The sequence below is a fragment of the Brucella tritici genome, from assembly GCF_008932295.1.
In the GTDB taxonomy this organism is placed as follows: Bacteria; Pseudomonadota; Alphaproteobacteria; order Rhizobiales; family Rhizobiaceae; genus Brucella; species Brucella tritici.
Window position 1 is genome coordinate 23,374 of record NZ_WBWA01000002.1, and the last position, 26,028, is coordinate 49,401.

Consider the following 26,028-nt stretch of genomic DNA (forward strand, 5'->3'; position numbering starts at 1 on the left):
CAAAAAGGTTAGCGGCATGTCCCTACCGCGCGTGCAGACGAGCGTTTGAACGTCAAGTTCCGTGCTAAACAAGCATTCGCGAACCGACTTCATTGCGTCTCTTTTGCCCCACGCGCACCGCAGTCTTATGCGGACGCTGTGCGTGTAGGCGTCTCCTAATGTCTCAACCTGCATGAGAACATCATGAGAACAAAACTTGGCGAACGTCAATGCGCGGCGTGTTCACGAACAGAAACAAGCGGCGGAATAGCGCAGGTTTTCCCCGCTGTTCAACTATCGATTAAGTGGTCGGTCACAGCGAACCCGACGAGCGCTTTATAAGCGGAAAGCGCCGAAATCCCCCATAAAACCGCATGAACGTACCAAGGCCACACCTCGGACCCGAGCCAATAATTCAGCCCAACGCACACGATGACCCCGAATATCCCGGCCGTAATCGCAAGCTTTTCGGATTTCTTCATATGCCCTCTCCCGCTTCAAAATCGGGAGAGAGGCTAGTTCGAATTTAGACCGGGTTCAATTCCCCTGTTCTATCTCGTCCGACAAAGCGGCTCGGGCCTCCTCCGATGCGGCCAGCTTTGTTTCGAAGCTGGCAATTGTAGCCAGATGGGAACGTATGATTACGTCCTTTTCCGCCAATAGCTCCACAACCTGCGATCGGGTGTATAAAGGAAACGGCCCTTCGGTAACATTCTCTGACCGAGGATAATTGACGGTCGGCAGATACCCGCTTGCCATCTTCTTACCGCCAAGCTCAAACCAACCGTAGCCCCAAGGCTCCAGTCCCGTATCTGTAGCGGCAGGCGCGGGGCGGGTGGTCGCGGGCTTCAAACGCGGGTCGCCATCAGGGCAACATGTCAGGCAAACCGATCCTCTCATGTTGCGTGTTCCGCACACATAGCAGATGTCACTCGCCATAACGGTCGCCTCCTGATGGGTGGGGCGGATGGTTGCGCACCCACTCAAGCCCGGCGCGGGTGTGGACCGCCACGCTGGCCTGATTGAGTTTTCCTTGGATCAGTCCCTTGGCTTCCAATGAGCGCATGACACGCTGATCCAGCGAATAGCCAGAAATGCCGCCGCCATTCGTTTTGACGATATCGCGGAGCATCTGCGCTTGCTTCGGTCCGAGCTTGCTCATTCCGCGCCCTCCGAAGCTGGTGCAGAGGGGAGAGTTCCTGACAAGCTAGTGTAAGCACCAAGGACGTCGTTCATCGCATCGACATACCCTGCACCGTATTGATCCACGCGATGCGCATGGCCATCCCTCATGGAAACGATGAATTGAGCTAGTTTGTGCGAGCATTCCTCCAGCGCCTGCAAGCGCGCCGCTGCCGGTTCCGAAACTGGACACTTTGCCGTCATGGCATGCCAGATGTTGTGCACTGTGGCGCGCTCGTCCTCGTTGTCCCAATCAACAGCAAGGGCCGCGTTGACCATTTCGTCGGTCGCATCTGCTGGTGTAGCAACAGGGACGTTGCGAAGTGCTTTGGCTGCAAGACTGACCAACGCTTTATTGCCGATGGATGCTCCGGCCCAATCGCACTTTTCGAGGGCGTCAGCAATTTGGCAGTTCAATAAGTCGCTCATACCCTTGCCTCCGGCTGTCTGATTGGAGCGCGATAGCCCTTCACCTTCGCGCGACCGTTGAACACGTAGCCAAAGCCAGCACCGCCCGGGATGCTCCAACCCTGACGACGGAGAAAGGCAATATCCCGGTAGATTGTGCGGGGTGTCACCTGCAGAAGTGCCGCAAGGCTGTCTGAGGTATGACGGCGGCCGTCCTCAACGGCGCGAATGAGCTTCAAAAGGCGTTCGGTTCTATTCATTGTCGGCATCCTTTTGGCTGTCTTTGATTGCCTTCAACGCGGCAACGTCTTCCAACGAAACGCGGGGAATTGCTCGGTAGGCGCGCTCCGCTTTTGCGTGAGCGGCGCGAAGCCCTTCGCATGCGATAAGGTATTCGCCCCAAGCCCTTTCGGCTGCCGGTGTGGAAGGCATCAATTCGTTGATATTGGCTTCCCGGCGAGCCACTTTCGTCGAATGCGCGCGTTGGGCTACTACCGCGACAATGTGCTTTTCCGTAGGTTCGGCGTCGCGCCCGTAGAAGCTCTTTTCGAGCTTTGTTCCAACGAAATCGACGATCAGCGATGGCGTAAGAGTTGGCATGCTATTGACGCCGCCTTTCGACATTTCAAAAACGTCGACGGCAGATTGCTTCCGCATGTCCAAGTACATTTTGTCTATGCGAGCTTTTACCTTGGACAAGCTCGGGCTGCCGAAGTTGACGTCGAGACAGTGCCATTCCTCAGAGTTACCGCCATAAGCGATCGTATGCCCCCGGTACTCCGTCTTGATATGGGACATTCAAAATCCTCCTAGAAATGGAACGTTTCGCTATCGAGCAAGTCGGCGCGCGTGAGGCCGTCCGTCCCGGCAATCGGGGCGTCGATAGAGACGTTCTTGAAATGATCGAATTGGCGGTTGTAGGCGGTCACTGCCGCTTTGACGGCTTCATTCAGCTTAATGAACTCGACCCTGTTCTTGAGGGCCATTTCCATAACCGCCGCGATCACATCCATCTTTGCCGATGGGTCGAGATAGCCGGGGACCATCGCACGGATAAGCGCTCGCAATTCGTTTGGCTTCTCCCGCGCCATTTTCAAAGACTTGTTGCGGTAGTATCGGCGCATTCTTATTGCCCGCTCGTTTTTGTTTGTGTATATTCCGGTGCGAGCTCTACTTTCGCGGCGAAGCTGCCTCGCCCTTTCGAGTAGTACGGGATCGCCCCTTATTTTATCCTGCTTTCGCTTGTCTATTTCCTTAGCCTTTTTCGGGTTTTTCTTGCGCCATTGGCGGACATACTCGCGTTTATATTCGCGGTACTTCTCCCGGTTTTCTTCGCGCCATTTACGCTTGTATTCGCGTAATTCGTTCTTGAGCCGCTCAACCTCGTCGAGCGCTTCTTCCGTGTCCATCTGGAGGATGCGATCAAAGTCCGCTCTCTTCATCCATTTCGGGCACTTCATCTTGGCCTTCGACAGCTTAAAGGACATTACTTCCCCTCCGCTTTCTCGATAGCCGCGCGCAACTGCGCGACGGCCTTTTTCACGATGCCTTTCTTGAAAATCGGACTGTCGAGCGCGTCTTCGACATAAGGCAGGGCGACGAGAACAGCATCGAGCAATTCGGGAGCGGCCGCGCCGAGCGCCGCGTCTTCCGGCCGCTGAAATACCGCTACCAGTTCGCGGCCGCGCCCCTCGTCGGCCGCCCTAAAATTCGCGAAAACGCGAACTCTTTCCGAAGCCTGCACTTCGTCGCGCACTTCCTTCGTCCAACGTCGTGTTGTGGCCGTGGACAGAAGTTTGCCTTGGGACCATGGCCCCGGCGTTGTCTTGCCCGTCGTCATAGGACTGCCCTCACTGGAACAGTGTCGATGCGGGCAAATCCGTCGACGTATTGAAGAACTCGGCCGTTGCGCAAGAAGATCGCAAACTCGTCCCGGTTATCGGACCAACGAAAGCCCTCAACATGCGGATGGCCGCAAGCCGCGATTGCCGCCTCGTCGGCATGCATCAGGGCCAGCCGAGAAAAGGCTTGATCGGGCGTTTCGTGATTGTTGAGCTCGTCGGACAAAAGGCGGCGGACGGCTTCGACTTCCGTGTCGATACCCGTTGCTGCCATGTAGTTGAGCAAGCGGGCGTGAAGGTCGAGCGGCAAGTTATAAACCCGCCGGATCGTCGGGCCTTTGGCCCTGAAATGTTCAATGGCTGTAATTGCGAGTTCGCACATGATGCCAAGCTCCGATTAGACATAGCTTCGCCGTGGCGCTGAAACGCGCGCTCAATCGACAGAAAGTAAAAAGGATTAGTGTTGCCGGGCCGCTACTCGGCCGGCGTGTAAAGTTGGTGCTGCCAGCTTTCTTGCCAGAAAGCGACCACCTCGCCGCCCACTAGGACGCCGACGCGAATATCAAGGCGAGAACCGAAGGAATAAGAGTAGCAATTCCCCGGCTCAAAGTTCCGGATCGCAACCGGAGCGACTTCAAGCACCACATGCGGAATGCCCTTATGGTCATAGATTGACGTTAGCTTCGGGGTGACGATATCGCCGGGTTTGAACTTGCAGCGTTCCTGATAAGCGGCGCTCGCCTCGTGGAGCGTTTCAATTTGGGCTTCCGGCAATGGGCGCTTAAGGGCTTCCCGGCGCTGTTTTGCCCCCGGCAATTCTACTTCAAAAATTTGCATGGTGATGCCTCATGTGGTGGTTAAGCATTCGGGAAACAGACTTATTCCCAACGCCGGGAAAAAGTCGGAAACCGGAAGGCTTATTTCGTCAATGCGTTCTTGGCGGCTTCGCGGATATCAAGGAAGGCAAACACATCTGCGCCAAATCCAGCGGCATTAGCTTCCGTCATGCGCTTGCTGCAAAGGTCGATAAAATCGCGCATGACGGCGCGATAGCGTGTCGATTTCTTTTGCATCCGGCGACCAAATCTAACTGATGCAAGCTCATGTGCTGCGATGGAGCGCAATGTGCTGCTTGAAAGGTCGAGCTTTTTCATTTTGAGCGTCTCCCAACTCTTTTGAGCATTTGAGAAACCCGCCCCTGACTGGAGGGAAAGAGACGGGAAACTGAAAGGCTCATTCACCTTCCTTAAGTGCCTTGTAAGAACGTGCTAGTTGGTAGCCGTCGGCGTCATTGCACAGCCAAGCTTGGTGCATGAGAGCGGAAAGGCCGCGCACTGTCTGAGCCTCATAGAAGCGCTTTTGATCCGCCGCAAAAGCCGGGTCGAGGCTTGCGGCCTTGGCGACGTAGGCGTCAATTTCAGCGGGGCTAAGAACGTGGCTCCATGCGCTCATGTGCATATTCTCTCTAACTGGCTCGGCTATAAAATCGCTGTTTGTGATTACTGTTTGACAGGTTTTATCTAACCCCGCAATAGCAAAGTTAGATTTTTTCTTACTTTTTTGTCAGGCAAATCACCTGCTGCGGATGGCGACTTGCAAGTGATTGATAATTAACGGCTGCCGGACATACGCGCCTACGAACCGGACAAAATGCGCATTCAACCGGACAGAAACGGCAGGAATGCCGGACATTCCATTGTCCGGCATGTCAGTTATTCTTTTAAATTCAAAACGTTAACGCTGTGTCCGGCAGAATGAGCCTGAAAAGCTCCCGGACACGCATGCCGGACAAAATTATTTTCACATGTCCGGCACGGCTAAAAATGCCCGATGCCTCAATGACTTAGATTTGTTTCAATCGTGTCCGGTTAGATAAAATCGCGTCCTGTACGAAAAATTCGTATTGACGAGTGAGACAAAATCGCTCTTTCTCTCGCGTTAAGACGATGGGGTCGCACGCGGATCGTAGAGCACTGACGAGAGCGAGGCGACGGGAGACGACAAGTCTCCCGGAGAGACGAGCGATCTAGTATTGTTATTCTGATCCCTCGTTAAAATTGAAAATCTTTAATTTTTAAATCCGCATGCGAGCGCGCGAGATGCCTATCGGCACCGCGCGTTTTTTCATGCCGGGTTCTTATCGGGTGAAATCATGGCAAGCATCGTCATCACCACGGACGGCGTATTCAAGCGATATGGCAAAGCGCTGGAAGCAATCGGCGAACGTGATGCAAAGCGTGTATTCGCCCGAGCACTCAATCGCGGTGGTGACCAAGCCCGCACGCAAGTCAAGCGTTCGCTGGTCGCTCAAACCGGGATCAAGTACGGCCTGATTAACAAGGCCGTCAAAACCATTCGAGCGCACCCGAACAAGCTCGAATACAAATTGGAAGCGGAAGGCGGGGAAACAAACCTCAACCTGTTCAATGCCCGACAAGGCAAGAAAGGTGTGAGCGCTGCCCCATGGAAAAAGCGCCGGGTTTTCAAGTCGACTTTTATCGTCCCCGCATATGACGGCAGGGTGTTCAAGCGTGAAGGCAAAGGGCGCGGACCGCTCGAACCGCTGTTCGGTCCCAACATCGCCCGCGAGGTCGTCAAAGACCCGACAGCCGAGAAGTGGCGCATGGTCGGGGGCTTTGTCATGACCCGCGTCGAGCATGAACTCATGCGCCTATTCAAGCTCTCCTGACCCCGATCAGTCGAAAGCCTCAAATTTGACCGTAGAAGCGCGTTCTTTCGCGATGGTCAAATCGGTATCGGCGGGGTGACCACGCGCGTGGGTGACCGCCTCCGAGGCGAGGCACCCCCACCCCTTTAGGGACCGTACCCTACCCCAAAGGCATGCGGTGCCGCCGCAGCCCCGAATTTGAGCGTTTTTCAGCTTTCGAAAATCGCGGTTTGCTTTGTACCCGAAGGAACATTCGCAATGGCGAAAAAACCGACCGTCGCACCTCCGGCGACGCGCGTCCTAGCCCTGACTGGCGACGAAGTGATTTCCGCCAGTGGAGCGGCTTCCCTCTTGGGAGTTACGACGCAATGGCTCCGGCAGTTGGCGGCGAATGGCTATGTCCCGGCTGCGGTCAAGGGCAAGTACCCGCTCGTCGAAGCGGTGCAAGGCTACGTCCGCTCTCTCAAAGACGAGGAGCGGCGCTCGACAAAGTCGGCAGCGGACAACGGCTTGAAAGCAGCGCGACAGCGCGAAGTCGAACTCCGCATAGCCAAAGAGGAAGGCCGTCTCGTCGAATTGGACGACGTCGAGGCCGTTTCATCCAGCATTTTAGCAACGCTCCGGGCCGAACTGGCAGGGCTTCCCGCGTCGGTGACGCGTGACGTGAAGCTCCGGGATGAGATTGAGAAGGGTCTAAATGGCGCGTTTGCTCGATCACAAAACAAGTTCCGGGAGGCAAGCGAGGCTCTACGAGCTGGCCGCGATCCTTTGGGAACCGACAGAGAAGACGACGCCTGACAAATGGGGCGCTGACAACCGGGTATATCCTCCCACTTCCGGCAAGCCGGGTGAGCGCGACCCTTTCCTTACGCCTTATGCCGTGCCGTTCACGCGAGGTTTCGACGACCATCGCTATACGCGCAACGTCCTCGTGACGGGCGCGCAGAGTGGAAAGACGGAAAGCATTCTCGACGTCATCGGCTACCGCTGCGACACGCGCCCGGTGCCGATCCTTTACGTCGGGCCAAGCAAGGACTTTCTGACCGATCAGTTTGAACCGCGCCTTATGGGTCTTTTCGACGAAGCTCCGAAGCTCAAGGCGAAACTGTCGCGCGGCAAGCGGATGAAGAAAACCTTGAAGCGGGTCGCGGGCGTGACTGTCCGTCTCGCGCATGCTGGTTCGTCAACCGCCCTCAAGTCCGATCCTGCCGGTCTGGCTCTCGTCGACGAGTACGACGAAATGCTCGCGAACATCAAAGGCCAGGGCGACCCGCTCGGCCTCGTCGAGGCTCGCGGTATTACCTACGCCGATTTCATGACCGGCATCACGTCCACGCCCTCCCAAGGAATGGTTGAAACGGAAATGGACGAGGAAACCGGCCTTGAATTCTGGAAGGTCGCGCCGCCGGATGACGTCGCGTCGCCAATCTGGAAGCTTTGGCAGGAAGGGACGCGCCATCACTGGTCTTGGCGTTGCCCTCACTGCCGGGAATGGTTCGTTCCACGTTTCAAATGCCTGTCATGGCCGAAGACGGCGACCCCGGCGCAAGCTCGGCGCGAAGCTTTTCTCGAATGTCCGCGCAACGGATGCGTGATCGAGGAAAGCGACAAGGCCGAAATGAACGCGACCGGCGTGTTTGTCGCTCCCGGCCAGACGGTTGACGAGGAAGGCAACGTCTTCGGCGATCCGCCTGACACGACTACGCTTTCGTTTTGGGTGTCTGGTCTTGCGTCTCCGTTCGTTTCCTTCGGGGAGCGCGCAGAAACGTATTTGAAGGCGCTTGCCTCGGGCGATAGTTCCAAAGTTCAAACCGCCGTTAACGCGGGTTTCGGCGAGGTGTTCACACCGGGCGGCGGCGATGTGCCGGAATGGGAAGAAGTTGCGAGGCTCAAGGCCCCATATCTTCCCCGGACATTGCCGGATCAAACCATTTTCTTGACGGCCGGTGTCGACGTCCAGAAAAACCGCCTTCCGTTCGTTATTCGAGCATGGGGGCCGCGCGCGACCTCTTGGCTTGTCGATAGCGGCGACCTTTGGGGCGAAACATCGCAGCAAGACGTTTGGGACGATCTTGCCGAACTCCTAACGCAGCCGATCGACGGCCTGCCGATAAGGCTCGCATTCGTCGACAGCGGCTTCCGGCCCGGCAAGAAATTCGCCGTGCCGGAACATCGCGTCTATGAGTTTGCAAGGCGGTTCCCGCGTTTCGTCTTCCCGACCAAGGGACGACGCACACAGTCAAAGCCGATCATTCAGTCGAAAATCGAGGTCAAATCAGACGGCAAGTCGGCCAAGTACGGCTTGACGCTGCACCTCCTCGATACGGACCATTGGAAAAGTTGGGTGCATGAGCGGCTTCGCTATCCTCATTTAACCGAGGACGGCAGGCCCGCACTTGGTGCGTGGTATCTCCACTCCCAAACCACGGACGACTATTGCCAGCAAATTGTAAGTGAAGCTCGCACAACTTCGCCCTCCGGCACGCCGGTATGGGTGCAGCGGTCGCGCGAAAACCACTTGCTTGACTGCGAGGCACTGGCCGCCGCCGCCGGTTACCAACTCAATGCGCACCGCCTCGGCCCGAATGCTCGACGACGTGACGACGACGATCGAGCGGAACCGCAAATCGCGGTTCCCGATGCAAATGGACAGCCGCAGGAAACGAAAGGGTCGAAGTTCGACCGCATCGCTTCAATCGCGGCTCGATTTAACGGGTTGTGATGATGAACGCACAAACGAAACCGCGCATTCGCGTCGGCACGGACGGGACCATTATGGGCGCTGTTCCGCAGACGTCACCACAGCATTCAGCCGAATATTTCCGTTCGCCGGGAAGTGGTGGCGCTGCGGCATTGTTCGCTTGGCGTCCTGCACTTCGGGACGCTCGGGACGACGTCGCGAAATCCTACATCGAGGCGGCCGCCCGCGCGATTGATGCCCTTCATAACTCCGGCTGGATTGCCGGGGCGATTGAACAGGCAGTCGCAAGCACCATCGGGACAGGGCTTCGACTTTCGCCTCGCCCGGATCGCATCGCCCTCGGTTGGGATGAAAAGCAAGCCAACGAGTGGACGAGTATAGTCGAACGCCGCTGGATACTGTGGAGCGAGAACCCGGTCGAATGCGACGCCGCAGGCAAGCACACGATGGGCGAGCTTACGGCAATGGAGCTTAAGACGTGGTACGCCTATGGCGAGGCGACGGGATTGCTCCCGTCCATCCGTCGAAGCATTTCGCAATCCAGAACAAAGGTTCAATTGGTTCTCCCGCACCGATTGGTGCAGGACACGGAACCGTTGTCCAAACTCTATCAGGGTGTGAGAACGGACGACTTCGGCTTTCCGCTCTCTTATCGCTTCATGCGCGACGGGGTGTTCCGGCACACCGTCGATATTTCCGCTCGCGATGGAGCGGGGCGACCGCAGGTTTTTCATATCTACCAAGGCGCACCGGGGCAAATTCGCGGCATAACGCCATTTGCTCCGATCCTCCGCGTTCTTCGTCAATATGACCAGCTTGCGGACGCCACCCTAACAGCATCGCTCATTCAGGCACTTTTCGCGGCAACCATCGAGAGCGAAGCGCCGACCGAAGCTCTATTGCAGGCTCTGCAAGACCCAACTGAACAGGACGGGGCCGACGGAAGCCCTGCCGAGAGCTTATTCGGGTTCAAGCAAGCTTGGTACAATCAGACGAAAATTGACCTCGGGGTCGGCGGCCGTATCGCCCACCTGTTCCCGGGCGAAAGTCTCAAAATGAACCGTTCGGAACACCCGAACGACACCTACGAGGCTTTCACCAAGTTTCTCCTGCGGGAAATCGCGGCTTGCCTCGGCATGACCGTGGAAACTCTCACGGGAGATTACACCGGAGCGACATACTCGTCGGTGCGCATGTCCACGGCGGAAAAATGGCCCATCACGCTTTCGCGGCGGGCATATATCTGCGGCCGTTTCTTACAGCATGTCTATGAGGCATGGCTTGAGGAAGAAATTGAACGAGGAACAATCCCCTTCCCCGGTGGACCGCGCGCATTTCGCGCGCAACGGGCCGAAGCCTGTTCCGCAGACTGGCGCGGGCCACCCAAGCCACAAGCTGACGACCTCAAATCGGCCAAAGCGCACGAGATTTACCAACGGCTCGGCGTCGTAAGCGATGAAATGATCTGCAACGACATGGGTGCGGATTGGGAAGACGTTTACGATCAACGTGCACGAGAGCAGAAGAAGCGGAAAGAGCTTGGCCTCCCCGAAGTGGGGCCTATCGTTCCCGATCCCGTCGGCGACAAACTCGTAATTGAGGATGAAAAATAATGGTCGAAAAAATCGGACCTGTCGCCATTGATTGGGATGATCCATGCGCGAGAGCAAAAGCACTTCGGCAAGCCTATTTTGACAGGCTTGCCGGAGGCACCGCCCAACGGGTGCGCTTCCGACACGGCGATAACGAACAGGAGGTTCAAACTTCTGTTCTGCAAGGCAACCTCGCGTTGCTGCGGCAAGAAATGCAAAGGGCGGAGGATGAATGCCGCGAGCTTAACGGCCTTCGACCTTTGAACCGTCGTTTCGCAATTGTCGGCGGCTCTCGTCGCCGTTAAATCCAAAGGAAAAATCATCATGCCAGCAACGCGCGCTCTCCGGGCAGCGCTTGCGGAGCCGTGGGCGATCACAGCCGAAGGGCTGGAACTCGTCCTCTCCGTTGCCGCCCGCGAAAATGACGTCTCGATAGAGGCTCTTGAAGCCTACCGCGCCGAGCATGTCCCGACCGCAGAAAGACTAACTCGACGTGGTGCGGTCGCAATTCTTGATGTTCGAGGCCCACTTGTCAGCCGGGCAAACCTTTTTACGGCCATATCCGGCGCGACCTCCTACGACGTCTTGCGGCGTGATCTTCAAGCGTCGCTCGACGACCCGTCGATCCGCGCGATTGTCATGTCTTACGACACGCCCGGCGGATCGGTGACGAATGTCGACGAGTTGGCGAAGGCCGTTCGCGCAGGAAAGGCGATTAAGCCGATTGTCGCTTACGTCGGCGGTGCTGCGGCCTCGGCTGGCTACTGGCTTGCCTCGCAGTCAACGGAAATCGTGATCGCCGATACTGCTTTGCTCGGTTCGATCGGCGTCCGCGCGGCCTTGCAGGACACCAGCAAAAAGGACGCCGAGGCCGGACGTATCGAATTCATTTCCTCGCAATCCCCCGGGAAGCGAACGGACCTCTCAACAGACGAAGGGCGAGCGCGCATTCAGCGCACGATTGATGCGCTCGCCGAAGTTTTTATAGCCACGGTCGCGGACGGCCGAGGCGTAAAGCCCGACGACGTGATTGCCAAGTTTGGCGGCGGAGACGTGCTTATCGGATCGGCCGCTGTTGCGGCCGGAATGGCTGATCGCATCGGCAATTTCGAGGCGGTCATCAAAGAACTGGACGGGCGATCCCCTTCCACAACCTCCAAGTTTAGGAGCACTACCATGAATGAACAAATGATCGCTCGCGCGGAACACGATGCCGCCGTAGCAGCCGCCCGAACCGAAGGCCAGACGGTCGGAGAAAAGGCGGGAGCGACCGCAGAGCGGACCCGCATTCAGGCCATTCTCAACCTGCCGGAAGCCAAAGGCCGCGAAACCTCGGCAATGCACCTTGCATTTACGACGGACCTTTCGGCGGAAACGGCTAAAGGCGTGCTGTCAGGGCTGGAAGCTGCAAAGCCGGAACCTGAAAACGACGCCGATATCGACGGGCAGCGTTCACATGAGGCCGTCGGCGGCCTCGTAGTGTTTGACCCCAAGGCCGACAAACAGCCGAACAAGGCGGAAAAGACTAAAGCCGCGTGGGGAGAAGTCACAAGCAAGCTCAACGCCCGCATGTGATCGCGGGGCGCTTTCAAGCGCCCTCCCACATTTCCCAAAATCGTTTTCATTGGAGATTGAACAATGTCGAAAGTGTTCATCGAACCCCGCCACGCGGGCGAATTTATCTTGAGCGAGGCGAACGGCCACCGCTCGCGCGAAAACGTGACAGTCGCTGCAGAGCAGGCCATTGAGGCAGGAACGATCTTGGCGTTCCTCGCAATGGCGACCGGCGTAACCGCAACGGTTGCCGCAGGTGCCGAAAATGCCGGTAACGGCACGCTGACGATGGCGGGCACCCCTGTTTCGTCCAAGGCCAAGAATGGCACCTATGTCGTGATCGCGACTTCGGACACAGCCTTTGCAGTCGAGGACCCGAAAGGCGTCAACATCGGCAATGCCACGGTAGGCACCGCCTTCAATAAGGAGGTCAAGTTCACTATCGCGGCCGGTGGTACTGCATTTGCCGCAGGTGACCGCTTTGAGGTGATCGTCGGCGTTGAGGCCGGGGATTATCAGGCAGTTGCCTACAATCCGGACGGGGACGACGGTAGTGAAAAGCCCGCCGCCATCGCGATCTATCCGGCCCTCACTGGCGAGGGTGAAACTGTCAAGATTGCGGCGCTCCGCCGTGACGCCGAGGTGAATAATCATTGCCTCGCTTGGCCGGAGGAGATTGTAGCGGAGAAAAAGGCTGCGGCAATTTCCGCGCTCGCCGCCCTTGGCATCATCGTTCGCTAACGCCTCCTGCCGCAGCAACGCACCACACTTCGAAAATTTGGAGACAACTTAAATGTTGGATATTTTTAACGACGCGGCGTTTTCGACCACGAGCTTGACTGACGTTATCAACGAACTGAAATTTGTGCCCGGTCGCATCGGCGAAATGGGCCTGTTTGGGGTCGAAAGCGTCGATACGACAACGATCGCCATCGAGAAGAAGGGCGATATTCTGGTTATCGTCCCGCCAACTCCTCGCGGTGGACCGGGCACGACGATCGCCAAGGAAAAGCGCGACCTTCGCTCGCTGATCGTTCCGCACTTCGAAATCAATGACGCGATTTATGCGGAAGAAGTGCAGAACATCCGCGCTTTCGGCCAAGAGCGCGCATTGATGACTGTCATGCAAAAGGTTGGACAACGACAGGTAACGCACGTCAATAGCATGGCAGCGACCGAAGAATTCGCGCGCATGGGGGCCGTACAGGGCATCGTAACTTATGCCGACGGTTCAACATTGAACCTGTTTACCGAGTTCGGTGTTCAGCAGTCGGCTGCAATCGATTTCGATCTCGATGCAGCGAACCCGGGAGAAGGCATTCTTCGCAAGAAATGTGCGTCCGTCGTTCGTCGATCGGCCGATAGTCTTGGCGGTGTCCCGTTCACTGGAATACATGCTTTTGTGGGGGACAACTTCTTCGATGACCTCCTATCGCATCGTGAAGTTCGCGAGACTTATAAAGGCTGGTCTGAAGCGCAAATCCTGCGCGACGGTTATGTCGGCCCGAACCGTTCAAGCTACGGCATTTTTGAGTTCGGCGGCATCGTTTGGGAAAACTATCGCGGCTCTGTAGGTTCTACGACCTTTATCGATGCCGATAGCTGTCACCTGTTCCCGGTTGGTGTACCTGGCTTGTTCAAAACAGCCTACGCACCTGCGGATTACGAAGATACCGTCAATACGATGGGGCAGCGTCTCTATAACCGACAGTACGCAATGCCTACCGGCAAGGGGCGTCATCTGGATACGCAGATGAACGCGCTCCAATACTGTACCCGTCCGAAGGTGCTCTTGAAGGGCAAGCGGACCTAACCGCTATGCGCCCCAACAGCATCGCAGCGCGCACCGCCTTACGGGCGGTGCAGCGTGAGCTTGGGGAATTTGTTCGGGTCGTACCTCGCATTCAAAGCGATTATAGCGAACCCTCTCCCGATCCCGACCGTCGAATTGTAGACGTTTTCGTCGTCGTTTCATTGACGCCGGAAACCGCACCTTTTGACGGATCGCGGCGCGGCACGAAGATCAACACTTCAACGCGTCTTTCACAGCGTGAGGCGGCCATTTGGTTCGATCCTACGATCTATGAAGCGTTGAAATACGAGCTTCGCGAAGGCGACCAAATTCTCCTAATCGAGCGGCCGAATGAGCCGCCCTACGAAGTATCCCGCGCGCCGGAAAGTTCCGACCGTGGCGACGTTATCGTCTCTCTTGTACTGGATGGAAACAAATGAGCCTCGTAGCCCTCGTTATCCGTATCGCCACGGTTCGCGCATTACGTGGGCGCACCTTTGCCGAGGAATTGGTTTTCGACAGCAAGATAAATCCGGTCAACCTTGTCGCTAAAGACGAGCAACGGAACGTAATTGTCGTCACGACCGACGACGACAACGTCGACATAACGGGGCGCGACCTGCGCGCGGGCGACCATAAACTTGAACTAGTGATCGAGACGGCGGTTACGCAAAAGGCTTCCGTCAATGTCGCTGACGGCGAGACGACGGAAGTCGTGACTATCCCGGCGACAGACGCCGGTCTTGAAACGACTGTCGGAATTATCGGCTACCAGATTGCAAAAGCCCTATCCGCCGATGGTGGTTTTTGGGGCGACATTTGGCGAACTCTCGTCCCGAAGGTTCATTCGATTTCAAGCCGACGTGGCGCGGACGATGCAAACGGCGTCAGATACGCCGCCCGCCAGTTTATCTATGTGATTGACCATATTAACGAGCCAACGCCGGGCGAAAAGCCCTCGGGCGTATGGGTGAAAGTGCTCGACGCCATGAAAGCCGACCCGGATTTAGCGAAGCTCGCCAAGATCATAGAAGCGGAGATTTCAGGCGGCGACTATCTGCCTTGGGAAATCGCGCGCGGACAGCTTGGCCTTGCGAACGACGAGACGGATATCATCGGCAGCAAGCCCGTTGGAATAGCCGAGATTGTTCCTCTCGCCGCCGTTGATATGTCAGACGACTTTACAGTCGACGAGCAAAAGGCCGTCGAAGTCGACGGGCCGGAGGAGCTACAATGAGATTGGATAAGCTCCTCGTCGAAGTGCTACGACGGACTGCAGAAATAGAGCGGCGCTTCGACGGCATGGTCAAGCAAGGCCCGGTCGCGGAAGTTGATCCAAAATCGGGGACGGTTCGCGTTCGCCTTGGCGGAAGCGACAAAGAGCCGATGCTCTCGCCTCCCATCCCATATGCGCAAATTGCAGGCGGCTTGAAGGTTCACGCGCCGCCCACAGTCGGCCAGCAAATGACAGTCCTAAGCGGATCGGGCGACTTTCGGCAAGGGCTTGCCGTCCCGATGACGTGGAGCGACGCGAACAAATCGCCGAGCGAAAAGGGAAGCGAAAACGTGCTGACTTTCGGCGATGCGCGGATCGAACTTCGCGGCGACGAGCTGTTGCTCACAATCGGCGGTTTTTCCGTTTCGTTCAAAGCATCCGGGGCAACGTTTTCCGTCGGAGGCGTCACGCATCAAATTTCAGCCAGCGGTTTGACCACCACTGGCGGAAAGATCGAGCACGACGAAAAGAATATCGGTTCCGACCACATTCACGGCGGGGTTGAGCGAGGCGGGGCAAGAACTAGCGGCCCGGCCAACTAGGAGAAACACCGATGAAAAGAACTTACCTCGTTACCGAACGTGCGGGCGAATGGGTTGCCGGGCAGCGAAGGCCCGAAGACGGAAAGCTCAATCTTTCCGACGATCAAGCTGCCTACGAACTTGCGCTCGGTACAATCGAGCTTGCACCGCCTGACACCGGGCCAGAACCAAAGAAGCAACGGCGGAAAGTCGGGAAGTAGCCGGAGGAACTACCATGTCGCTTAACTCTGCCCTTGGCATCGATATCGATCGCCAAACCGGGGAAGTCATCGAAGGTTGGGCGCATGTCGAGCAATGCATCGGTGATTTTCTTTCCACGTTCTTCGGTGAGCGCGTCATGCGTGAATGGTATGGCTCGATCGTCCCGCCATTGATGGGCGAAAATCTCACCACTGAAACGATTGTTCGGTTCTTTGCTGCGGTGACGTCAGCAATCGACCAGTGGGAGCCTCGCTTCAAGATCGCGAGGATTACGCCGCTCTCCGTAAACCGGAGCGGCGAGTTCCAAGTTCGTATTGAGGGCGACTATCGCCCCCTCGCGCTGATCGGCATTTTCTCGTCGGGCAGCCCGAAGCATTTAACCATTAGTGGGGCCGTGGGCCGGGGGCTTGTTTTGATATGACAATCAATCTCGAAAGTTACCCGTCGCCGGACGTGATCGAACCGATTGAGTTCGAGCAAATACTTGCCGACATGCAGGATGAGCTAATTCGTTTGTTTCCTGCAATCGAACCTACGCTCGCGCTGGAAAGCGCGCTTTCAAATAAGTTGCTGCAAGTTGCGGCATTCCGGGAAATCCTTGTCCGTGCTCGCGTCAATGATGCAGCCCGGGCAAACCTCTTGGCGTTTGCAACGGGTGCGGACCTTGAACACCTTGCGGCGTTCTATGATGTCGAGAAATTGGAAGGGGAAGACGACGAGGCTTTCCGCAGCCGGACAATTCTCGCCATCCAAGCCCGTTCACCTGCGGGGGGTGCGAACTGGTATAAAGCGGCGGCCAGACGTGCCGACGTTCGTATCCGGGACGTTGCCGTCTATCGTGAGGATTTCTGGCCGATTATTCACGTCGCCATTCTATCCCGCGAAAACGACGGCATTCCCGATGCTGTTATGCTTGACGCGGTTCGGACGATCGTCACGAGCGACGACGTACGGCCGTTAAACGATACGGTTGTCGTCGAAGCGGCTGTCCAGAACCGGACGGACATTGAGGCGAATGTTTGGCTACTTCCGTCGGCTCCGCTCGCGGATTTGACGCCGCTTCAAGATGCTCTGCGGAAGGCTTGGACAACGGAAACCGGGATCGGCTTCGACCTCGTGCCGTCTTGGGTTGAGGCGCGCTTGCATATGGCAGGCGTCCAGCGTGTGGAAATGCTTAGTCCGAGCGCCCCTCTCGTCGCAGCGCCCGGCACTGCAATCGCCATAGGCGAGATAAAACTCAACTACATGGGGCGCGATTACTGATGATCGAACGTATCGCATTGCTTCCGGGCAATGCGACGGCGCTGGAAAAGGCATTCTCGGAGGCTCTTGACCGAACCCCGGAACTGTCGCCCGGCATCGTCGAATTGCGCGGGTTCAAGTTTCATCCGATCGACAGTGTTATTCCGTATCTCGTCGCGGAGTATGGCTTGTCAGAGGTCGCCGAGTTCCTCCCCAACCTGCGGGACGTCATTCGCGAAGGTATCCAATGGCAGCGAATTATTGGAACGCCCGCAGCGATCCACAAGGCATTACGCTGGATAAATCACGATGGTGATATCGAGGAGTTTCCGGCGACGGCGCGCAAATGGTGGTGGTTTCAAGTCCACCTCCCGTTTGAACCGACCAACACTCAATTCTTGCGGCCGACAACGCAACTTGTTCAATCTTCGAAGCCCTTACGCTCAGAATTCGCCCGGCTAACCGCAGGGTGGGACGTCCGCGCATTTCGATTGAACGAGCACCGCCTAAACGGCGGAGCCGGGTTGAACACTTGGTCCGGCACTCGCAAGGAACCCGGCGGGCCTGTGGTTTCAATTCGCGTCAATCACCGCAAGCAAGTCATCGTCCCGACGGGCGGGCGCGTCGACGTCAAAGAGGTCCAACACATTGAGATGGTTCGAACCGTCAAATCGATCATTCCAGTGAACCAGCTTTCGGCGCGTTTCGCATCGCTGGCGGCGGTTCGGGTCGAGTACCGCAACCGCGCAACGGTCGCATTCCAGAATGCGCCGTTTGTTCATCAACCTTTCGGTGCTCCGGTGCCGCGTGTCCAAACAGGATTAGAATAAATGGCTGTCTTTACCCAAGACGGGCGCGTCGCATTGGCGAAAGCGCTCTACGACATGACGCTCTTTCTCGCCGTCGGCGAGGGCCTGCCGGAATGGGACGACCAGCCCCGCCCGACAACGCCCGAAGAACAAGCGGCTCAAGATGCCGCATGGTCAATCCTGACCAGCCTCGAAAATGCAGTAGGCATGACGAGAACCCGCGACAAATATTTCGTAGTGCCCGATCCCAATGGCGAAATTGTCATGGCAGACGGCGCGAAGTTTTCCCAAAGCTCCGAACCGACCGGGTTCATCTTCATCCGGTTTCAACTCGACCTCGACGACGCCAGCACAAACACGTTGCGGGAAACAGGCATGTATGTCGGCACAAAATTGGCCGAGAGCGTGCCCGCCGGGGAGATGTATATCCCCGTCGCCAATGTCGTCGATCTTGGGAAAATGATCGAGGTCGATCGCTTCTCGCCAATCATTCGCGATGGCTCGATCGGCCAGACATTCACTTTCGTTCTGACAATGTGAGGTGCCATGAGCAGCATCATTAAGCGCGCCGGTTACGGCGATCGATTTGATCGTGCGTTACGTCGCCACGCAATCGCGTTTCAGGACGTCGGCCGCGACAAAAAGGGCATCTACCTTCAATCGACTGACTTGAATGAAATGCAGTCGATGAACATCGACCACATGCGGCGCGGGTTTGATTATATCCTTCAAGACGGTCGCGTCATGGATGGTCAAGACCCCGTCGTCGAAATCGAAGACGACGACCACATTCGCGTGCGGCTCCCTGCCTGCCCGATCTATATCGAAGGTATCGTCCACGACGTGCCTGCGGCGACCTTTGTTCTTCCCAACAAGGGCGACCTGACTATCGGTGTGAGGAGCACTCAAGTCCTCATAACAGACGTGGTCGACGTCGATTTGAAAGGTTCGATCCCCGGCACAGAAGCCTATATGGAGGAAGGTCCAAGCCGCATCGAAATCACGGTGATTTGGGGTCATTCGCAGGACGGCGATCCCTCCCCGCTGGTTTCGGTATATCAGGTTCGAGACGGTGTTATCCTCACGACTTCAACCAACATCGACTTTTCGGAAATCTACAAGGCCATTGAAGGCTATTCGCGCGAGAGCAACGGCTCTTATGTCTTCAACGGCTTCCTGATTACTGCGCTCGGCCCGAAGCCGGACGGAAAGCAGGGGTTCTCCGTTTCAGAAGGAACGGCCTATGTGAACGGCCGCCGCATCGTGCGGCGACAATCATATCCGTTTGATGTTGAGGAAAAGCCGGACCTTCGCAACGTCGACGCCGAGCCGCACCCGTTTACCGAGGCGACCGGCGGAACGCAGACGTTCAAGGTGTCCAAGGCACCGATTTCGAGCGTTCGTCGGGTAACAGTGGAAAAGGAGGTCACTGAAAGCGTCCTTCACGGGCCTTATTCCGGTGTCGTCGATCCGCTGGAACACCCGTCGGTCACTGCGATCCTTGAAATCAAACAGGGCAGTACGGTCTATACCTCGCCCGCAAGCTGGTTGCTTTCGCAGGGTCAAATTGACTGGTCGCCGTCCGGCGCGGAACCCGCGCCCGGAACGACCTACACGGTCAAATATCGGTACAACGAGAATATCCAGCCGGACGAGGTCACCCGCGACAGCGTCACGGTGACCGGGGCGGCCAAGGATACGAACGTTCTTATCGACTATGCATACAAGCTGCCTCGCATAGACGCTGTTTGCATGGATATGACCGGGTCAATGGTTTACGTGACGGGCACTTCTGCGGTGTCTCGCCCGCGCCCTCCGATTGTATCGGACAGCATGATCGAACTCGCCCGGATTTCGAACGATTGGGGTCAAAAGCCCCTCGTCGAGGTTACCGGCGTCCGGAATGTGCCTTACAGCGAAATTCAGGACATTCGAACGATGTTGCTCGACGTGTACGACCTCGTTGCGCAGGAACGTCTTAAGAACGACGTCTCCGCTCGCGATGTTGGCGCAAAGCGTGGCCTGTTCGTCGATCCGCTTCGCAATGACGCCATGCGCGATCAAGGCATCGCACAGACGGCGGCCGTTTTCGGCGGCAAGATGACCTTGCCGATCTACGCTCGCATGCATGAATTTCCGGCATTCGTTGGTATCCGTCATCTGGATTTCTCCGAAGTCGCCGTCATTCGCCAGCCACGGCGAAGCAAGGCGATGAAGATCAACCCCTATCAGACATTCACTCCGATGCCAGGGCGCGCGAGCGTTGAGCCTTCAACCGACATTTGGACCGATAAGCAAACCGTTTGGACGTCACCGGAAACACAGGCTTTTGAAGCTGGCGAAGGTGAATTCATTAGCGGTATCTCGCTTGAGCAAAGGGTCGAGAAAGTCAGCGAGCGCGTAGTCAACGCCGAATTCATTCGGCAGCGGGACGTTAACTTCCGGCTGGAAGGCTTCATCGAAAATGAAACTTTGGTGCTCGTCGAGTTCGATGGCGTGCCCGTCGTGCCTACCGTGTCGGGGCCTGCCGACGAGGACGGTGTAATTTCGGGGCATTTCACCACGCCGCCGAACATTCCGGCCGGTTCGAAGTCCATTTACTTTGAAGGCTCTGTCGGAACGGAAGCTGGCTGCACCTACGTCGGACGCGGTTCGATCACGGTTGAGGAGTATCGCCTTACGTCGTCGCTCGAAACAACGACGGATACGATGCCCCAACCCGTCGTCAATAACACCGTCATCAATAACGTGACGAACGTCACCAACGTGACGAATGTTGCGGCGAATAACTCGACGCCGATCCGCAGAGAGGGCGGAAGCGATGGCGGCGGCGGGCACGATCCGCTTGCACAGACTTTTACGCTCGCTCAATCGTGGTGCCTCTCGGGCATCCGACTGATGTGCGCAAAAGTGGGATCGCGAAGCAACTCGATTGCGGTACAGCTTCGAACGGTTGAGGTCGGCATGCCGACGCAAACCGTTCTTGCCGAAGCGTTCGTTCCCGGTACTGATCTTGTCGAAGGCGAAGTCTTTACAGCACGTTTCAACTTCCCGGTTTTCATCCAAGGTGGCCGGGAATTTTCATTCGTGGCGCTAACGGACGACGCGGAGCATGCGTTGTTTGTGGCCGAGATTGGCAAGATCGACCTCGACACGAACGCGGTCATTTCGGAGCAACCGTTTACCGTCGGAGTACTGCTTTCATCGTCGAACGCTTCGACTTGGACCGTTCACAACGAGGCTGACCTCTGGTTTGAAATGCTCGGCTGTCGCTTTGACCCTGTCGAGCGGGTTGTCCCAATTGGCACGTTCAAGGCGAACAAAATGTCTGACGTGATTATTCGTGCTGGCGTCGAATACCCCGACCCTTCGGTCGATATCTCGATCCGGCTCCGCCGACCAAGCGGCGAAGTAATCACTTCGGCACCCTCGCAGACGATCCGGTTCGACGAGTATATCCAGAATGAGGATATTCAAGTCGAGGCAGTCTTGCGCGGAACCGAACGCATAACGCCGTTCTTGTTCCCCGATATCCAGATTATCGAGGGCGAGTTACAGACCACCGCGAACTATGCAACGCGAGCAATAGACGCTGCCGACACAAACAAAGTGTTGGTGACGCTCGACGCCCGCTTGCCTGCCGGTTCCTCCGCGACGGTCCAAATTGGAATGCCGGGCAATTACCCGAACATTCCGGTTTCGAGTGCAACCCAACTCGGCGACGGCCTCGTCGAGCAAACCTTTATTCGATCCGCCTACCCGGCGGCCCTCCTCGATGCGCGCACGTTGATTACGATTACCGGCACGCCAGCGGCGCGGCCGGAGTTGTCGGCGGTTCGCATGCTACTTTCAAAGGTGTGATAAATGGCCAACACGGCAAACTACAATTGGCCTTTGCCGTCTCCATCCGGCATTCAGATAAATGAGGTCGCAATTTTAGCGACCTCATTCACGGCGATCGATGCCAAGATCAAGGCATTCGAGACTTCGTTTAGCAATCACAAGCACAAATTCGCCGAGCTGGAAGAAAAACCGACAACGCTCGGCGGCTACGGGATCACGGACGGCATGACCGCCGACGAGGTTGCGCAGGCAATCAAAACGGCGGTTGACGACCTTATCAATGGTTCCGGGTCTGCGCTCGATACGCTAAAAGAGCTTGCCGACGCGCTCGGCAATGACCCGGAGTTTGCGACCACCGTCGGCAACGCCTTGGGCGTCCGCGTCCGGGTTGACGCTGCGCAGTCCTTTAGCTTAGCCGAAAAAGCGCAAGGCCGTTCCAATATCGATGCGCTCGGAATGGTCGACAAGGGAAAGGCGGACGGGGTTGCCAGCCTCGACAGCACCGGCAAGGTGCCTGCCGCTCAACTGCCAGCCCTGACAACGACAGCCACCGTTGGTGCCGCATTAGCCGGCGCTAATGGCAAGGCAACGCCTGATGATGGCGACTTTTTCGCCGGGGTGCTCGCTGGCGGTTCGACCCCGTTCAAAACGACATGGGGCAACATCAAAACTGCCATTACGGCTCTCGTGAACGCCATCGTTTCGGGAAACATGGCAGGGCGCGCATACCCAAGAAAGGTTGGCGGCGGCGTTGCCAACTTTAACTGGAGCGGCCAAGGCGGGCAGCCTACTTGGGTTTGGGGCGGCAGCGGCGCAGATGGTGACGCTGGCAATTATTTTGTTTGGAACCCCGCAAACTTTAGCGTGAATTACGCAAATTCTGCGGGCACAGCCGGAAACGTGGGGGGATGGACCGCGCAGGCGATCATAAATCAAATTGAAAGCCGCGCGGCTGCCTTCGCCGACGACCGAAAGAATGGGTGCGTAACCGACACTCGCTTTGCCGGATATGTGTCAAACGTAATGGCAAAGGACACAACTTGGAGTGCGCCAAGCGGATATGTCTTCACGGCAGCGGGACGTAATAGCGGTGATCAGTATACGTTCTATGCGCGTCAATTACAGGTCCACATTCCCTATCAGGGATGGCGGGCCTTTGGAGGTTTCTAATGAAGAACTTCGGCAAAATGGTTGCCTCGCGAGAAGTTATCGACATTCCCGGCGAACAGATAGGTGTGAATGAAGAAGGGGAGCCAGTTTTCGCCCCCGATCAGAAGCAACCCGTATTGATTTTCCGGGATGTCAACGGCGCGGACTGGTTCGACTTAGCGAAAGAATATCCGCACGCGTTTTATATCGCTCTCGACGATGAGAACCGCATTATCTCGATGACGGATGACTATCAGCATTCACAGATTGCTGACTACAATCTTGTGGGGATTGATAATGATTTCGGTTTTACGTTCGGCCCCGGTGGAACAGTCTATGGAGCAACTTGGACAGGCTCCGAAATCATATCTCCGGCATCTGATACGGTGCCGGACGAAATAAGCCGTCGTCAATTCTTCCAGCAACTAGCGGTCGCAGGAATTATTACGAACGCGGAAGCCCTCGCAGCCATGAAATCGGGGGCGGTCCCGCAGGCTTTGCAAGCGATCATCGATGCGTTGCCGACTGAACAAGATCGGTTTAACGCCGAAATGCTTGTAATCGGCGCGGATACTTTCAACCGCTTGCATGCCCTCACTGAAACGGTCCGTCTGGCAATGCAGTGGACCGAAGAACAGCGGGATAGTTTTTGGCTGGAAGCTTCTAAGCTTTAGTCGAATAGGGTCTGTTTTCGATTGAAATGTGAAGTGGCCGCAGTTATTTAAGCTTTGCTTATTGGGGGCTTTCATGGACGGGTCAAACTTCGCATCGGCGTTGCCCATTGTTATGGCAGCGTCGGACGAGCATTACTTTCGAAAACATGCGGTTGGTTTTGCAAAATCGGCGCTTGCGGCGGGTCACAATGTTCATTTGGTTGTCTCACCTGCACCGGGGCCGGGGCTTCCGAAGCGTGCAAGGCAGATAGAAAAGGACGTCGTTACGCCTTTTCTTGCTCGATTTGCAGCATCTGAAATTGCCCGCTTGGTTGTTGAAGTGGTCGAGAACCCTCGCGCTACAGCAGAAATGACAGACAACGAGGCCGTGGTTTTTTATCAATCGCTGCGTTTCTTCTATCTTCCGTCACTTCTTCGGAACTACTGCCGACCGATTGTTGTCCTCGACATTGACAGTTTGGTCATGCAACCAATTCCTGTCAGACGTGACGCCGAAGTGGGGCTATACCTCCGGCTTGGCTATCAGAAGGGAAAGACTGACTTCGAACGCGAAGGAATGCAGGTTCTCGGAGCAATGGTCTATGCCGATCCGAAGGGCGCGTCGTTCTTTGATGAAGTTGGCGAATATCTCGACCGTAATCAAAGACGTTACTACGTTGACCAACACGCGCTTTATCGCACGTACTTGGCTAATGAAGATGTGCGAATTTTTGACATCGCCGAAACAGGCTGGCTCGACTGGACCTTCAAACCCGGCGCGACGGTCTGGACTGCGAAAGGCAAGAAGAAGCGCAGAAATCTAACCTACGTGCGCGAACGATTGCGACTAGAAGGGCGTGGCGTTCTGGCCTCCGCCATTGTCTTGACGGGATACGCTCTTGGGTTGATCCGCACGTAGAAAAAGAGCCGCTTCCGGGCGGCTTTTCTGTTTCCAACGACCGCCCTTGAGGCGGTTTTTTTTTATGCCCGAAAGCCCGGCCATCGCGCCGGGCTTTTTTGTTTTTGCATTGCTCACAAAGGAGACTTGAGCATGAGCGATCCAACTTTCGGCCTGTCGATTACTCGCGTCGATAATGAGCCACGGCCCGCAATTCTAACCGACATGTCGATTGTCGGGCTGGTCTACACCGCGCCCGACGCCGATCCGGCCGCCTTCCCTCTTAACCGCGTCGTGCAGTTCTATTCTGATGACGTGGCCATGCTGGCGAAGATGGGCAAGACGGGCACCGGCCCGATTGCTGTTGAGCTTATCAATCAGCAGCTTGGCGAGTTTCAGGCCTCGGCGACTATCGTCGGCGTTCGCGTCGAAGAAGGGGCGGACGTTACAGAAACGATCGTCAATCTGCGCGGTGATATCAACAGCCGTACCGGTATGTACGCGCTCCTTAACGCAGGCGCGGAGCTTGGCCTAACGCCACGCCTTATCTGTGTTCCCGGGTACACGCCGCAGTCGACCGGCATCGTCAGCGGCGTGACAGTCGGCGCGGCAGGAACCGGCTATGTCGTGGGTGATGCTGTTACCGCGACGGACGGCGGCGGAAGTGGCTTCATTGCCGAAGTCTCCGCGATCGGTGTAGGCGGCGCAATTACAGCCGTCACCATCACCGACGGCGGGGCAGGCTACACCTCGCCTCCAACGCTGGCAGTGACTTCGACCGCAGGCGAAAACGCCGCCCTCATGGCAACCGTCGATACGGCGAGCAACGCGATTATTGCGGGCCTGCCGACGCTTCTCGACCGGCTTCTTGCCGTGGCGGTCGTTGACGGGCCATCGACTAATCAGGCGGCAGCCTTTGCTTGGCGCGAGAGCATCCAGTCGGAACGCATCATTCCGGTTGATAGCGGCGTCAAATACATGAACGACGAAGGCGAGGTCGTCGTCGTTCCCGCCTCGCCTGCAATCATCGGAGTTGCGGTTCGCCGGGATCACGAGTTCCAAGGGCGGCCGTTCCATTCGTGGGCCAACCAGCCGATTTACGGGATCGTCGGGCCGTCGCGTCCGATTGAGTTCTCGATCCTCGACGGGGCGACGGAAGGTCAACAGCTTTTGGCGAAGAACATCGGCGTTATCGTCCGGGGCGAAAGTTCCGACGGCGCTATCGCCGACGGCGGATATGTCTATGTCGGCACGGACACTTGTTCGGAAGATACGCTTTGGCGTTTCTACAATCAGGTGCGCGGCCGCGATTACATCCACCTGATGTTTATCAAGACGCTTCGCTATTTCCTCGGCCGTCGCAACATCGATCGCGGGACTATCGAAGACATTCTCGCGACGATGAAGGGCGGACTTCGCGACATTCAGGCTACCGGCGACCTCCTCGGCTTCCGCGTCGGCTTCAATAAGAACGCGAACAGCCCGGAACAGCTTCGCCTTGGTCGCTTCACTGTGGCGTTTCAGGCCGAAGAGCCGCCCGTCCTTCGTTACATCGGCATTCAGTCGGCGCGCTATCGCCCGGCGCTCGATGCCCTCCTCGACGACCTGCTTACGAGCCTCGACGTCGCAGCTTAACCCGGTTCGCGCGGCGGCTTAGGCCGCCGTTGCTCCCTCTTGTTCCTCGATTTCGGAGAAATC

Annotated in this window: 33 protein-coding genes; 21 read left to right on the forward strand and 12 right to left on the reverse strand. The window is 56.8% G+C overall.

Annotated features, from left to right (window positions below; genetic code table 11):
* Positions 1 to 269 precede the first annotated feature (269 nt).
* The 12 genes from F9K91_RS02245 to F9K91_RS02300 all read right to left on the reverse strand — a co-directional run bounded on the left by F9K91_RS02245 (position 270) and on the right by F9K91_RS02300 (position 4,862).
* Positions 270 to 461, reverse strand: coding sequence for a hypothetical protein (locus tag F9K91_RS02245; protein WP_151677089.1), 192 nt, complete (start codon positions 459 to 461; stop codon positions 270 to 272).
* A 55-nt stretch (positions 462 to 516) separates the two neighbouring features.
* The gene (locus F9K91_RS02250; protein ID WP_151677090.1) at positions 517 to 879 is read right to left on the reverse strand and encodes a hypothetical protein; all 363 of its coding nucleotides are present in this window, start codon (positions 877 to 879) and stop codon (positions 517 to 519) included.
* A gap of 28 nt (positions 880 to 907) precedes the next feature.
* On the reverse strand, positions 908 to 1,141 hold the full coding sequence (locus F9K91_RS02255) for a hypothetical protein (protein WP_151677091.1): 234 nt from the start codon (positions 1,139 to 1,141) through the stop codon (positions 908 to 910).
* Positions 1,138 to 1,590 carry a hypothetical protein gene (locus F9K91_RS02260; protein WP_151677092.1) on the reverse strand — a complete coding sequence of 151 codons (453 nt, stop codon included), beginning with the start codon at positions 1,588 to 1,590 and terminating at the stop codon, positions 1,138 to 1,140. Before F9K91_RS02260 ends, F9K91_RS02255 begins: the two co-directional genes overlap by 4 nt.
* Positions 1,587 to 1,829, reverse strand: a complete 243-nt coding sequence (locus F9K91_RS02265) for an HTH domain-containing protein (RefSeq protein WP_167522165.1) — start codon at positions 1,827 to 1,829, stop codon at positions 1,587 to 1,589. The genes F9K91_RS02260 and F9K91_RS02265 overlap by 4 nt, the downstream gene beginning before the upstream one ends.
* Positions 1,822 to 2,367 (reverse strand): hypothetical protein, encoded by a 546-nt coding sequence (locus tag F9K91_RS02270; protein WP_006471885.1) that lies wholly within the window; start codon positions 2,365 to 2,367, stop codon positions 1,822 to 1,824. The genes F9K91_RS02265 and F9K91_RS02270 overlap by 8 nt, the downstream gene beginning before the upstream one ends.
* 11 nt (positions 2,368 to 2,378) lie before the next feature.
* A complete protein-coding gene (locus F9K91_RS02275; RefSeq protein ID WP_151677094.1) occupies positions 2,379 to 2,978 on the reverse strand; it encodes a hypothetical protein in 600 nt (199 codons plus the stop codon).
* 77 nt (positions 2,979 to 3,055) lie between these two features.
* Positions 3,056 to 3,409, reverse strand: coding sequence for a hypothetical protein (locus F9K91_RS02280; protein WP_006471887.1), 354 nt, complete (start codon positions 3,407 to 3,409; stop codon positions 3,056 to 3,058).
* A complete protein-coding gene (locus tag F9K91_RS02285; protein WP_006471888.1) occupies positions 3,406 to 3,792 on the reverse strand; it encodes a hypothetical protein in 387 nt (128 codons plus the stop codon). Before F9K91_RS02285 ends, F9K91_RS02280 begins: the two co-directional genes overlap by 4 nt.
* A 92-nt stretch (positions 3,793 to 3,884) precedes the next feature.
* On the reverse strand, positions 3,885 to 4,247 hold the full coding sequence (locus tag F9K91_RS02290) for a hypothetical protein (protein WP_151677095.1): 363 nt from the start codon (positions 4,245 to 4,247) through the stop codon (positions 3,885 to 3,887).
* A gap of 80 nt (positions 4,248 to 4,327) precedes the next feature.
* A complete protein-coding gene (locus F9K91_RS02295; protein WP_151677096.1) occupies positions 4,328 to 4,564 on the reverse strand; it encodes a hypothetical protein in 237 nt (78 codons plus the stop codon).
* 79 nt (positions 4,565 to 4,643) lie between these two features.
* The gene (locus F9K91_RS02300; protein WP_151677097.1) at positions 4,644 to 4,862 is read right to left on the reverse strand and encodes a hypothetical protein; all 219 of its coding nucleotides are present in this window, start codon (positions 4,860 to 4,862) and stop codon (positions 4,644 to 4,646) included.
* A gap of 700 nt (positions 4,863 to 5,562) precedes the next feature.
* Here F9K91_RS02300 and F9K91_RS02305 point away from each other — a divergent pair.
* The 21 genes from F9K91_RS02305 (at position 5,563) to F9K91_RS02405 (ending at position 25,965) form a co-directional block, all read left to right on the forward strand.
* Complete coding sequence (locus tag F9K91_RS02305; protein WP_151677098.1) at positions 5,563 to 6,099, forward strand: phage tail protein; 537 nt, start codon at positions 5,563 to 5,565, stop codon at positions 6,097 to 6,099.
* Positions 6,100 to 6,336: 237 nt separating this feature from the next.
* Positions 6,337 to 6,876: a hypothetical protein gene (locus F9K91_RS02310; protein WP_151677099.1), complete on the forward strand. Its 540-nt coding sequence runs from the start codon at positions 6,337 to 6,339 to the stop codon at positions 6,874 to 6,876.
* Positions 6,776 to 8,800 carry a terminase gpA endonuclease subunit gene (locus F9K91_RS02315; protein WP_151677100.1) on the forward strand — a complete coding sequence of 675 codons (2,025 nt, stop codon included), beginning with the start codon at positions 6,776 to 6,778 and terminating at the stop codon, positions 8,798 to 8,800. Before F9K91_RS02310 ends, F9K91_RS02315 begins: the two co-directional genes overlap by 101 nt.
* A complete protein-coding gene (locus tag F9K91_RS02320; protein WP_235912739.1) occupies positions 8,800 to 10,392 on the forward strand; it encodes a phage portal protein in 1,593 nt (530 codons plus the stop codon). The genes F9K91_RS02315 and F9K91_RS02320 overlap by 1 nt, the downstream gene beginning before the upstream one ends.
* Entirely contained in the window at positions 10,392 to 10,676 is a 285-nt protein-coding gene (locus F9K91_RS02325; RefSeq protein WP_138785343.1) for a hypothetical protein, read from the forward strand. The genes F9K91_RS02320 and F9K91_RS02325 overlap by 1 nt, the downstream gene beginning before the upstream one ends.
* A gap of 19 nt (positions 10,677 to 10,695) precedes the next feature.
* Complete coding sequence (locus tag F9K91_RS02330; RefSeq protein WP_151677101.1) at positions 10,696 to 11,946, forward strand: S49 family peptidase; 1,251 nt, start codon at positions 10,696 to 10,698, stop codon at positions 11,944 to 11,946.
* A 63-nt stretch (positions 11,947 to 12,009) separates the two neighbouring features.
* Positions 12,010 to 12,666 carry a head decoration protein gene (locus tag F9K91_RS02335; protein ID WP_151677102.1) on the forward strand — a complete coding sequence of 219 codons (657 nt, stop codon included), beginning with the start codon at positions 12,010 to 12,012 and terminating at the stop codon, positions 12,664 to 12,666.
* Between the two features lie 52 nt (positions 12,667 to 12,718).
* Entirely contained in the window at positions 12,719 to 13,738 is a 1,020-nt protein-coding gene (locus F9K91_RS02340; protein WP_151677103.1) for a major capsid protein, read from the forward strand.
* Positions 13,739 to 13,743: 5 nt separating this feature from the next.
* Positions 13,744 to 14,157: a hypothetical protein gene (locus F9K91_RS02345; RefSeq protein ID WP_151677104.1), complete on the forward strand. Its 414-nt coding sequence runs from the start codon at positions 13,744 to 13,746 to the stop codon at positions 14,155 to 14,157.
* Complete coding sequence (locus F9K91_RS02350) at positions 14,154 to 14,954, forward strand: hypothetical protein (RefSeq protein WP_151677105.1); 801 nt, start codon at positions 14,154 to 14,156, stop codon at positions 14,952 to 14,954. Before F9K91_RS02345 ends, F9K91_RS02350 begins: the two co-directional genes overlap by 4 nt.
* Positions 14,951 to 15,535 carry a phage baseplate assembly protein V gene (locus tag F9K91_RS02355; protein WP_151677106.1) on the forward strand — a complete coding sequence of 195 codons (585 nt, stop codon included), beginning with the start codon at positions 14,951 to 14,953 and terminating at the stop codon, positions 15,533 to 15,535. The genes F9K91_RS02350 and F9K91_RS02355 overlap by 4 nt, the downstream gene beginning before the upstream one ends.
* Positions 15,536 to 15,546: 11 nt before the next feature.
* Positions 15,547 to 15,735, forward strand: a complete 189-nt coding sequence (locus F9K91_RS02360) for a hypothetical protein (protein WP_151677107.1) — start codon at positions 15,547 to 15,549, stop codon at positions 15,733 to 15,735.
* A gap of 14 nt (positions 15,736 to 15,749) precedes the next feature.
* Positions 15,750 to 16,157: a GPW/gp25 family protein gene (locus F9K91_RS02365; RefSeq protein WP_151677108.1), complete on the forward strand. Its 408-nt coding sequence runs from the start codon at positions 15,750 to 15,752 to the stop codon at positions 16,155 to 16,157.
* Complete coding sequence (locus F9K91_RS02370; RefSeq protein WP_151677109.1) at positions 16,154 to 16,999, forward strand: baseplate assembly protein; 846 nt, start codon at positions 16,154 to 16,156, stop codon at positions 16,997 to 16,999. The genes F9K91_RS02365 and F9K91_RS02370 overlap by 4 nt, the downstream gene beginning before the upstream one ends.
* Complete coding sequence (locus tag F9K91_RS02375; protein WP_151677110.1) at positions 16,999 to 17,808, forward strand: phage tail protein; 810 nt, start codon at positions 16,999 to 17,001, stop codon at positions 17,806 to 17,808. The genes F9K91_RS02370 and F9K91_RS02375 overlap by 1 nt, the downstream gene beginning before the upstream one ends.
* Positions 17,809 to 18,327, forward strand: a complete 519-nt coding sequence (locus tag F9K91_RS02380) for a hypothetical protein (RefSeq protein WP_151677111.1) — start codon at positions 17,809 to 17,811, stop codon at positions 18,325 to 18,327.
* A 6-nt stretch (positions 18,328 to 18,333) separates the two neighbouring features.
* Positions 18,334 to 21,648 (forward strand): DUF4815 domain-containing protein, encoded by a 3,315-nt coding sequence (locus F9K91_RS02385; protein ID WP_151677112.1) that lies wholly within the window; start codon positions 18,334 to 18,336, stop codon positions 21,646 to 21,648.
* A gap of 3 nt (positions 21,649 to 21,651) precedes the next feature.
* Positions 21,652 to 22,800, forward strand: a complete 1,149-nt coding sequence (locus F9K91_RS02390) for a DEAD/DEAH box helicase family protein (protein WP_151677113.1) — start codon at positions 21,652 to 21,654, stop codon at positions 22,798 to 22,800.
* Entirely contained in the window at positions 22,800 to 23,453 is a 654-nt protein-coding gene (locus tag F9K91_RS02395; protein WP_151677114.1) for a hypothetical protein, read from the forward strand. Before F9K91_RS02390 ends, F9K91_RS02395 begins: the two co-directional genes overlap by 1 nt.
* Before the next feature lie 73 nt (positions 23,454 to 23,526).
* Positions 23,527 to 24,351 carry a hypothetical protein gene (locus F9K91_RS02400; RefSeq protein ID WP_151677115.1) on the forward strand — a complete coding sequence of 275 codons (825 nt, stop codon included), beginning with the start codon at positions 23,527 to 23,529 and terminating at the stop codon, positions 24,349 to 24,351.
* A 132-nt stretch (positions 24,352 to 24,483) separates the two neighbouring features.
* Positions 24,484 to 25,965 (forward strand): phage tail sheath protein, encoded by a 1,482-nt coding sequence (locus F9K91_RS02405; RefSeq protein ID WP_151677116.1) that lies wholly within the window; start codon positions 24,484 to 24,486, stop codon positions 25,963 to 25,965.
* Positions 25,966 to 26,028: the final 63 nt, after the last annotated feature.

Excerpts from the sequence above, each read along its gene's own strand:
- F9K91_RS02245 (WP_151677089.1), bottom strand. The coding sequence starts at position 461 with ATGAAGAAATCCGAAAAGCTTGCGATTACGGCCGGGATATTCGGGGTC.
- F9K91_RS02250 (WP_151677090.1), bottom strand. The coding sequence starts at position 879 with ATGAGAGGATCGGTTTGCCTGACATGTTGCCCTGATGGCGACCCGCGT.
- F9K91_RS02255 (WP_151677091.1), bottom strand. The coding sequence starts at position 1,141 with ATGAGCAAGCTCGGACCGAAGCAAGCGCAGATGCTCCGCGATATCGTC.
- F9K91_RS02260 (WP_151677092.1), bottom strand. The coding sequence starts at position 1,590 with ATGAGCGACTTATTGAACTGCCAAATTGCTGACGCCCTCGAAAAGTGC.
- F9K91_RS02265 (WP_167522165.1), bottom strand. The coding sequence starts at position 1,829 with ATGAATAGAACCGAACGCCTTTTGAAGCTCATTCGCGCCGTTGAGGAC.
- F9K91_RS02270 (WP_006471885.1), bottom strand. The coding sequence starts at position 2,367 with ATGTCCCATATCAAGACGGAGTACCGGGGGCATACGATCGCTTATGGC.
- F9K91_RS02275 (WP_151677094.1), bottom strand. The coding sequence starts at position 2,978 with ATGGACACGGAAGAAGCGCTCGACGAGGTTGAGCGGCTCAAGAACGAA.
- F9K91_RS02280 (WP_006471887.1), bottom strand. The coding sequence starts at position 3,409 with ATGACGACGGGCAAGACAACGCCGGGGCCATGGTCCCAAGGCAAACTT.
- F9K91_RS02285 (WP_006471888.1), bottom strand. The coding sequence starts at position 3,792 with ATGTGCGAACTCGCAATTACAGCCATTGAACATTTCAGGGCCAAAGGC.
- F9K91_RS02290 (WP_151677095.1), bottom strand. The coding sequence starts at position 4,247 with ATGCAAATTTTTGAAGTAGAATTGCCGGGGGCAAAACAGCGCCGGGAA.
- F9K91_RS02295 (WP_151677096.1), bottom strand. The coding sequence starts at position 4,564 with ATGAAAAAGCTCGACCTTTCAAGCAGCACATTGCGCTCCATCGCAGCA.
- F9K91_RS02300 (WP_151677097.1), bottom strand. The coding sequence starts at position 4,862 with ATGAGCGCATGGAGCCACGTTCTTAGCCCCGCTGAAATTGACGCCTAC.
- F9K91_RS02305 (WP_151677098.1), top strand. The coding sequence starts at position 5,563 with ATGGCAAGCATCGTCATCACCACGGACGGCGTATTCAAGCGATATGGC.
- F9K91_RS02310 (WP_151677099.1), top strand. The coding sequence starts at position 6,337 with ATGGCGAAAAAACCGACCGTCGCACCTCCGGCGACGCGCGTCCTAGCC.
- F9K91_RS02315 (WP_151677100.1), top strand. The coding sequence starts at position 6,776 with ATGGCGCGTTTGCTCGATCACAAAACAAGTTCCGGGAGGCAAGCGAGG.
- F9K91_RS02320 (WP_235912739.1), top strand. The coding sequence starts at position 8,800 with ATGATGAACGCACAAACGAAACCGCGCATTCGCGTCGGCACGGACGGG.
- F9K91_RS02325 (WP_138785343.1), top strand. The coding sequence starts at position 10,392 with ATGGTCGAAAAAATCGGACCTGTCGCCATTGATTGGGATGATCCATGC.
- F9K91_RS02330 (WP_151677101.1), top strand. The coding sequence starts at position 10,696 with ATGCCAGCAACGCGCGCTCTCCGGGCAGCGCTTGCGGAGCCGTGGGCG.
- F9K91_RS02335 (WP_151677102.1), top strand. The coding sequence starts at position 12,010 with ATGTCGAAAGTGTTCATCGAACCCCGCCACGCGGGCGAATTTATCTTG.
- F9K91_RS02340 (WP_151677103.1), top strand. The coding sequence starts at position 12,719 with ATGTTGGATATTTTTAACGACGCGGCGTTTTCGACCACGAGCTTGACT.
- F9K91_RS02345 (WP_151677104.1), top strand. The coding sequence starts at position 13,744 with ATGCGCCCCAACAGCATCGCAGCGCGCACCGCCTTACGGGCGGTGCAG.
- F9K91_RS02350 (WP_151677105.1), top strand. The coding sequence starts at position 14,154 with ATGAGCCTCGTAGCCCTCGTTATCCGTATCGCCACGGTTCGCGCATTA.
- F9K91_RS02355 (WP_151677106.1), top strand. The coding sequence starts at position 14,951 with ATGAGATTGGATAAGCTCCTCGTCGAAGTGCTACGACGGACTGCAGAA.
- F9K91_RS02360 (WP_151677107.1), top strand. The coding sequence starts at position 15,547 with ATGAAAAGAACTTACCTCGTTACCGAACGTGCGGGCGAATGGGTTGCC.
- F9K91_RS02365 (WP_151677108.1), top strand. The coding sequence starts at position 15,750 with ATGTCGCTTAACTCTGCCCTTGGCATCGATATCGATCGCCAAACCGGG.
- F9K91_RS02370 (WP_151677109.1), top strand. The coding sequence starts at position 16,154 with ATGACAATCAATCTCGAAAGTTACCCGTCGCCGGACGTGATCGAACCG.
- F9K91_RS02375 (WP_151677110.1), top strand. The coding sequence starts at position 16,999 with ATGATCGAACGTATCGCATTGCTTCCGGGCAATGCGACGGCGCTGGAA.
- F9K91_RS02380 (WP_151677111.1), top strand. The coding sequence starts at position 17,809 with ATGGCTGTCTTTACCCAAGACGGGCGCGTCGCATTGGCGAAAGCGCTC.
- F9K91_RS02385 (WP_151677112.1), top strand. The coding sequence starts at position 18,334 with ATGAGCAGCATCATTAAGCGCGCCGGTTACGGCGATCGATTTGATCGT.
- F9K91_RS02390 (WP_151677113.1), top strand. The coding sequence starts at position 21,652 with ATGGCCAACACGGCAAACTACAATTGGCCTTTGCCGTCTCCATCCGGC.
- F9K91_RS02395 (WP_151677114.1), top strand. The coding sequence starts at position 22,800 with ATGAAGAACTTCGGCAAAATGGTTGCCTCGCGAGAAGTTATCGACATT.
- F9K91_RS02400 (WP_151677115.1), top strand. The coding sequence starts at position 23,527 with ATGGACGGGTCAAACTTCGCATCGGCGTTGCCCATTGTTATGGCAGCG.
- F9K91_RS02405 (WP_151677116.1), top strand. The coding sequence starts at position 24,484 with ATGAGCGATCCAACTTTCGGCCTGTCGATTACTCGCGTCGATAATGAG.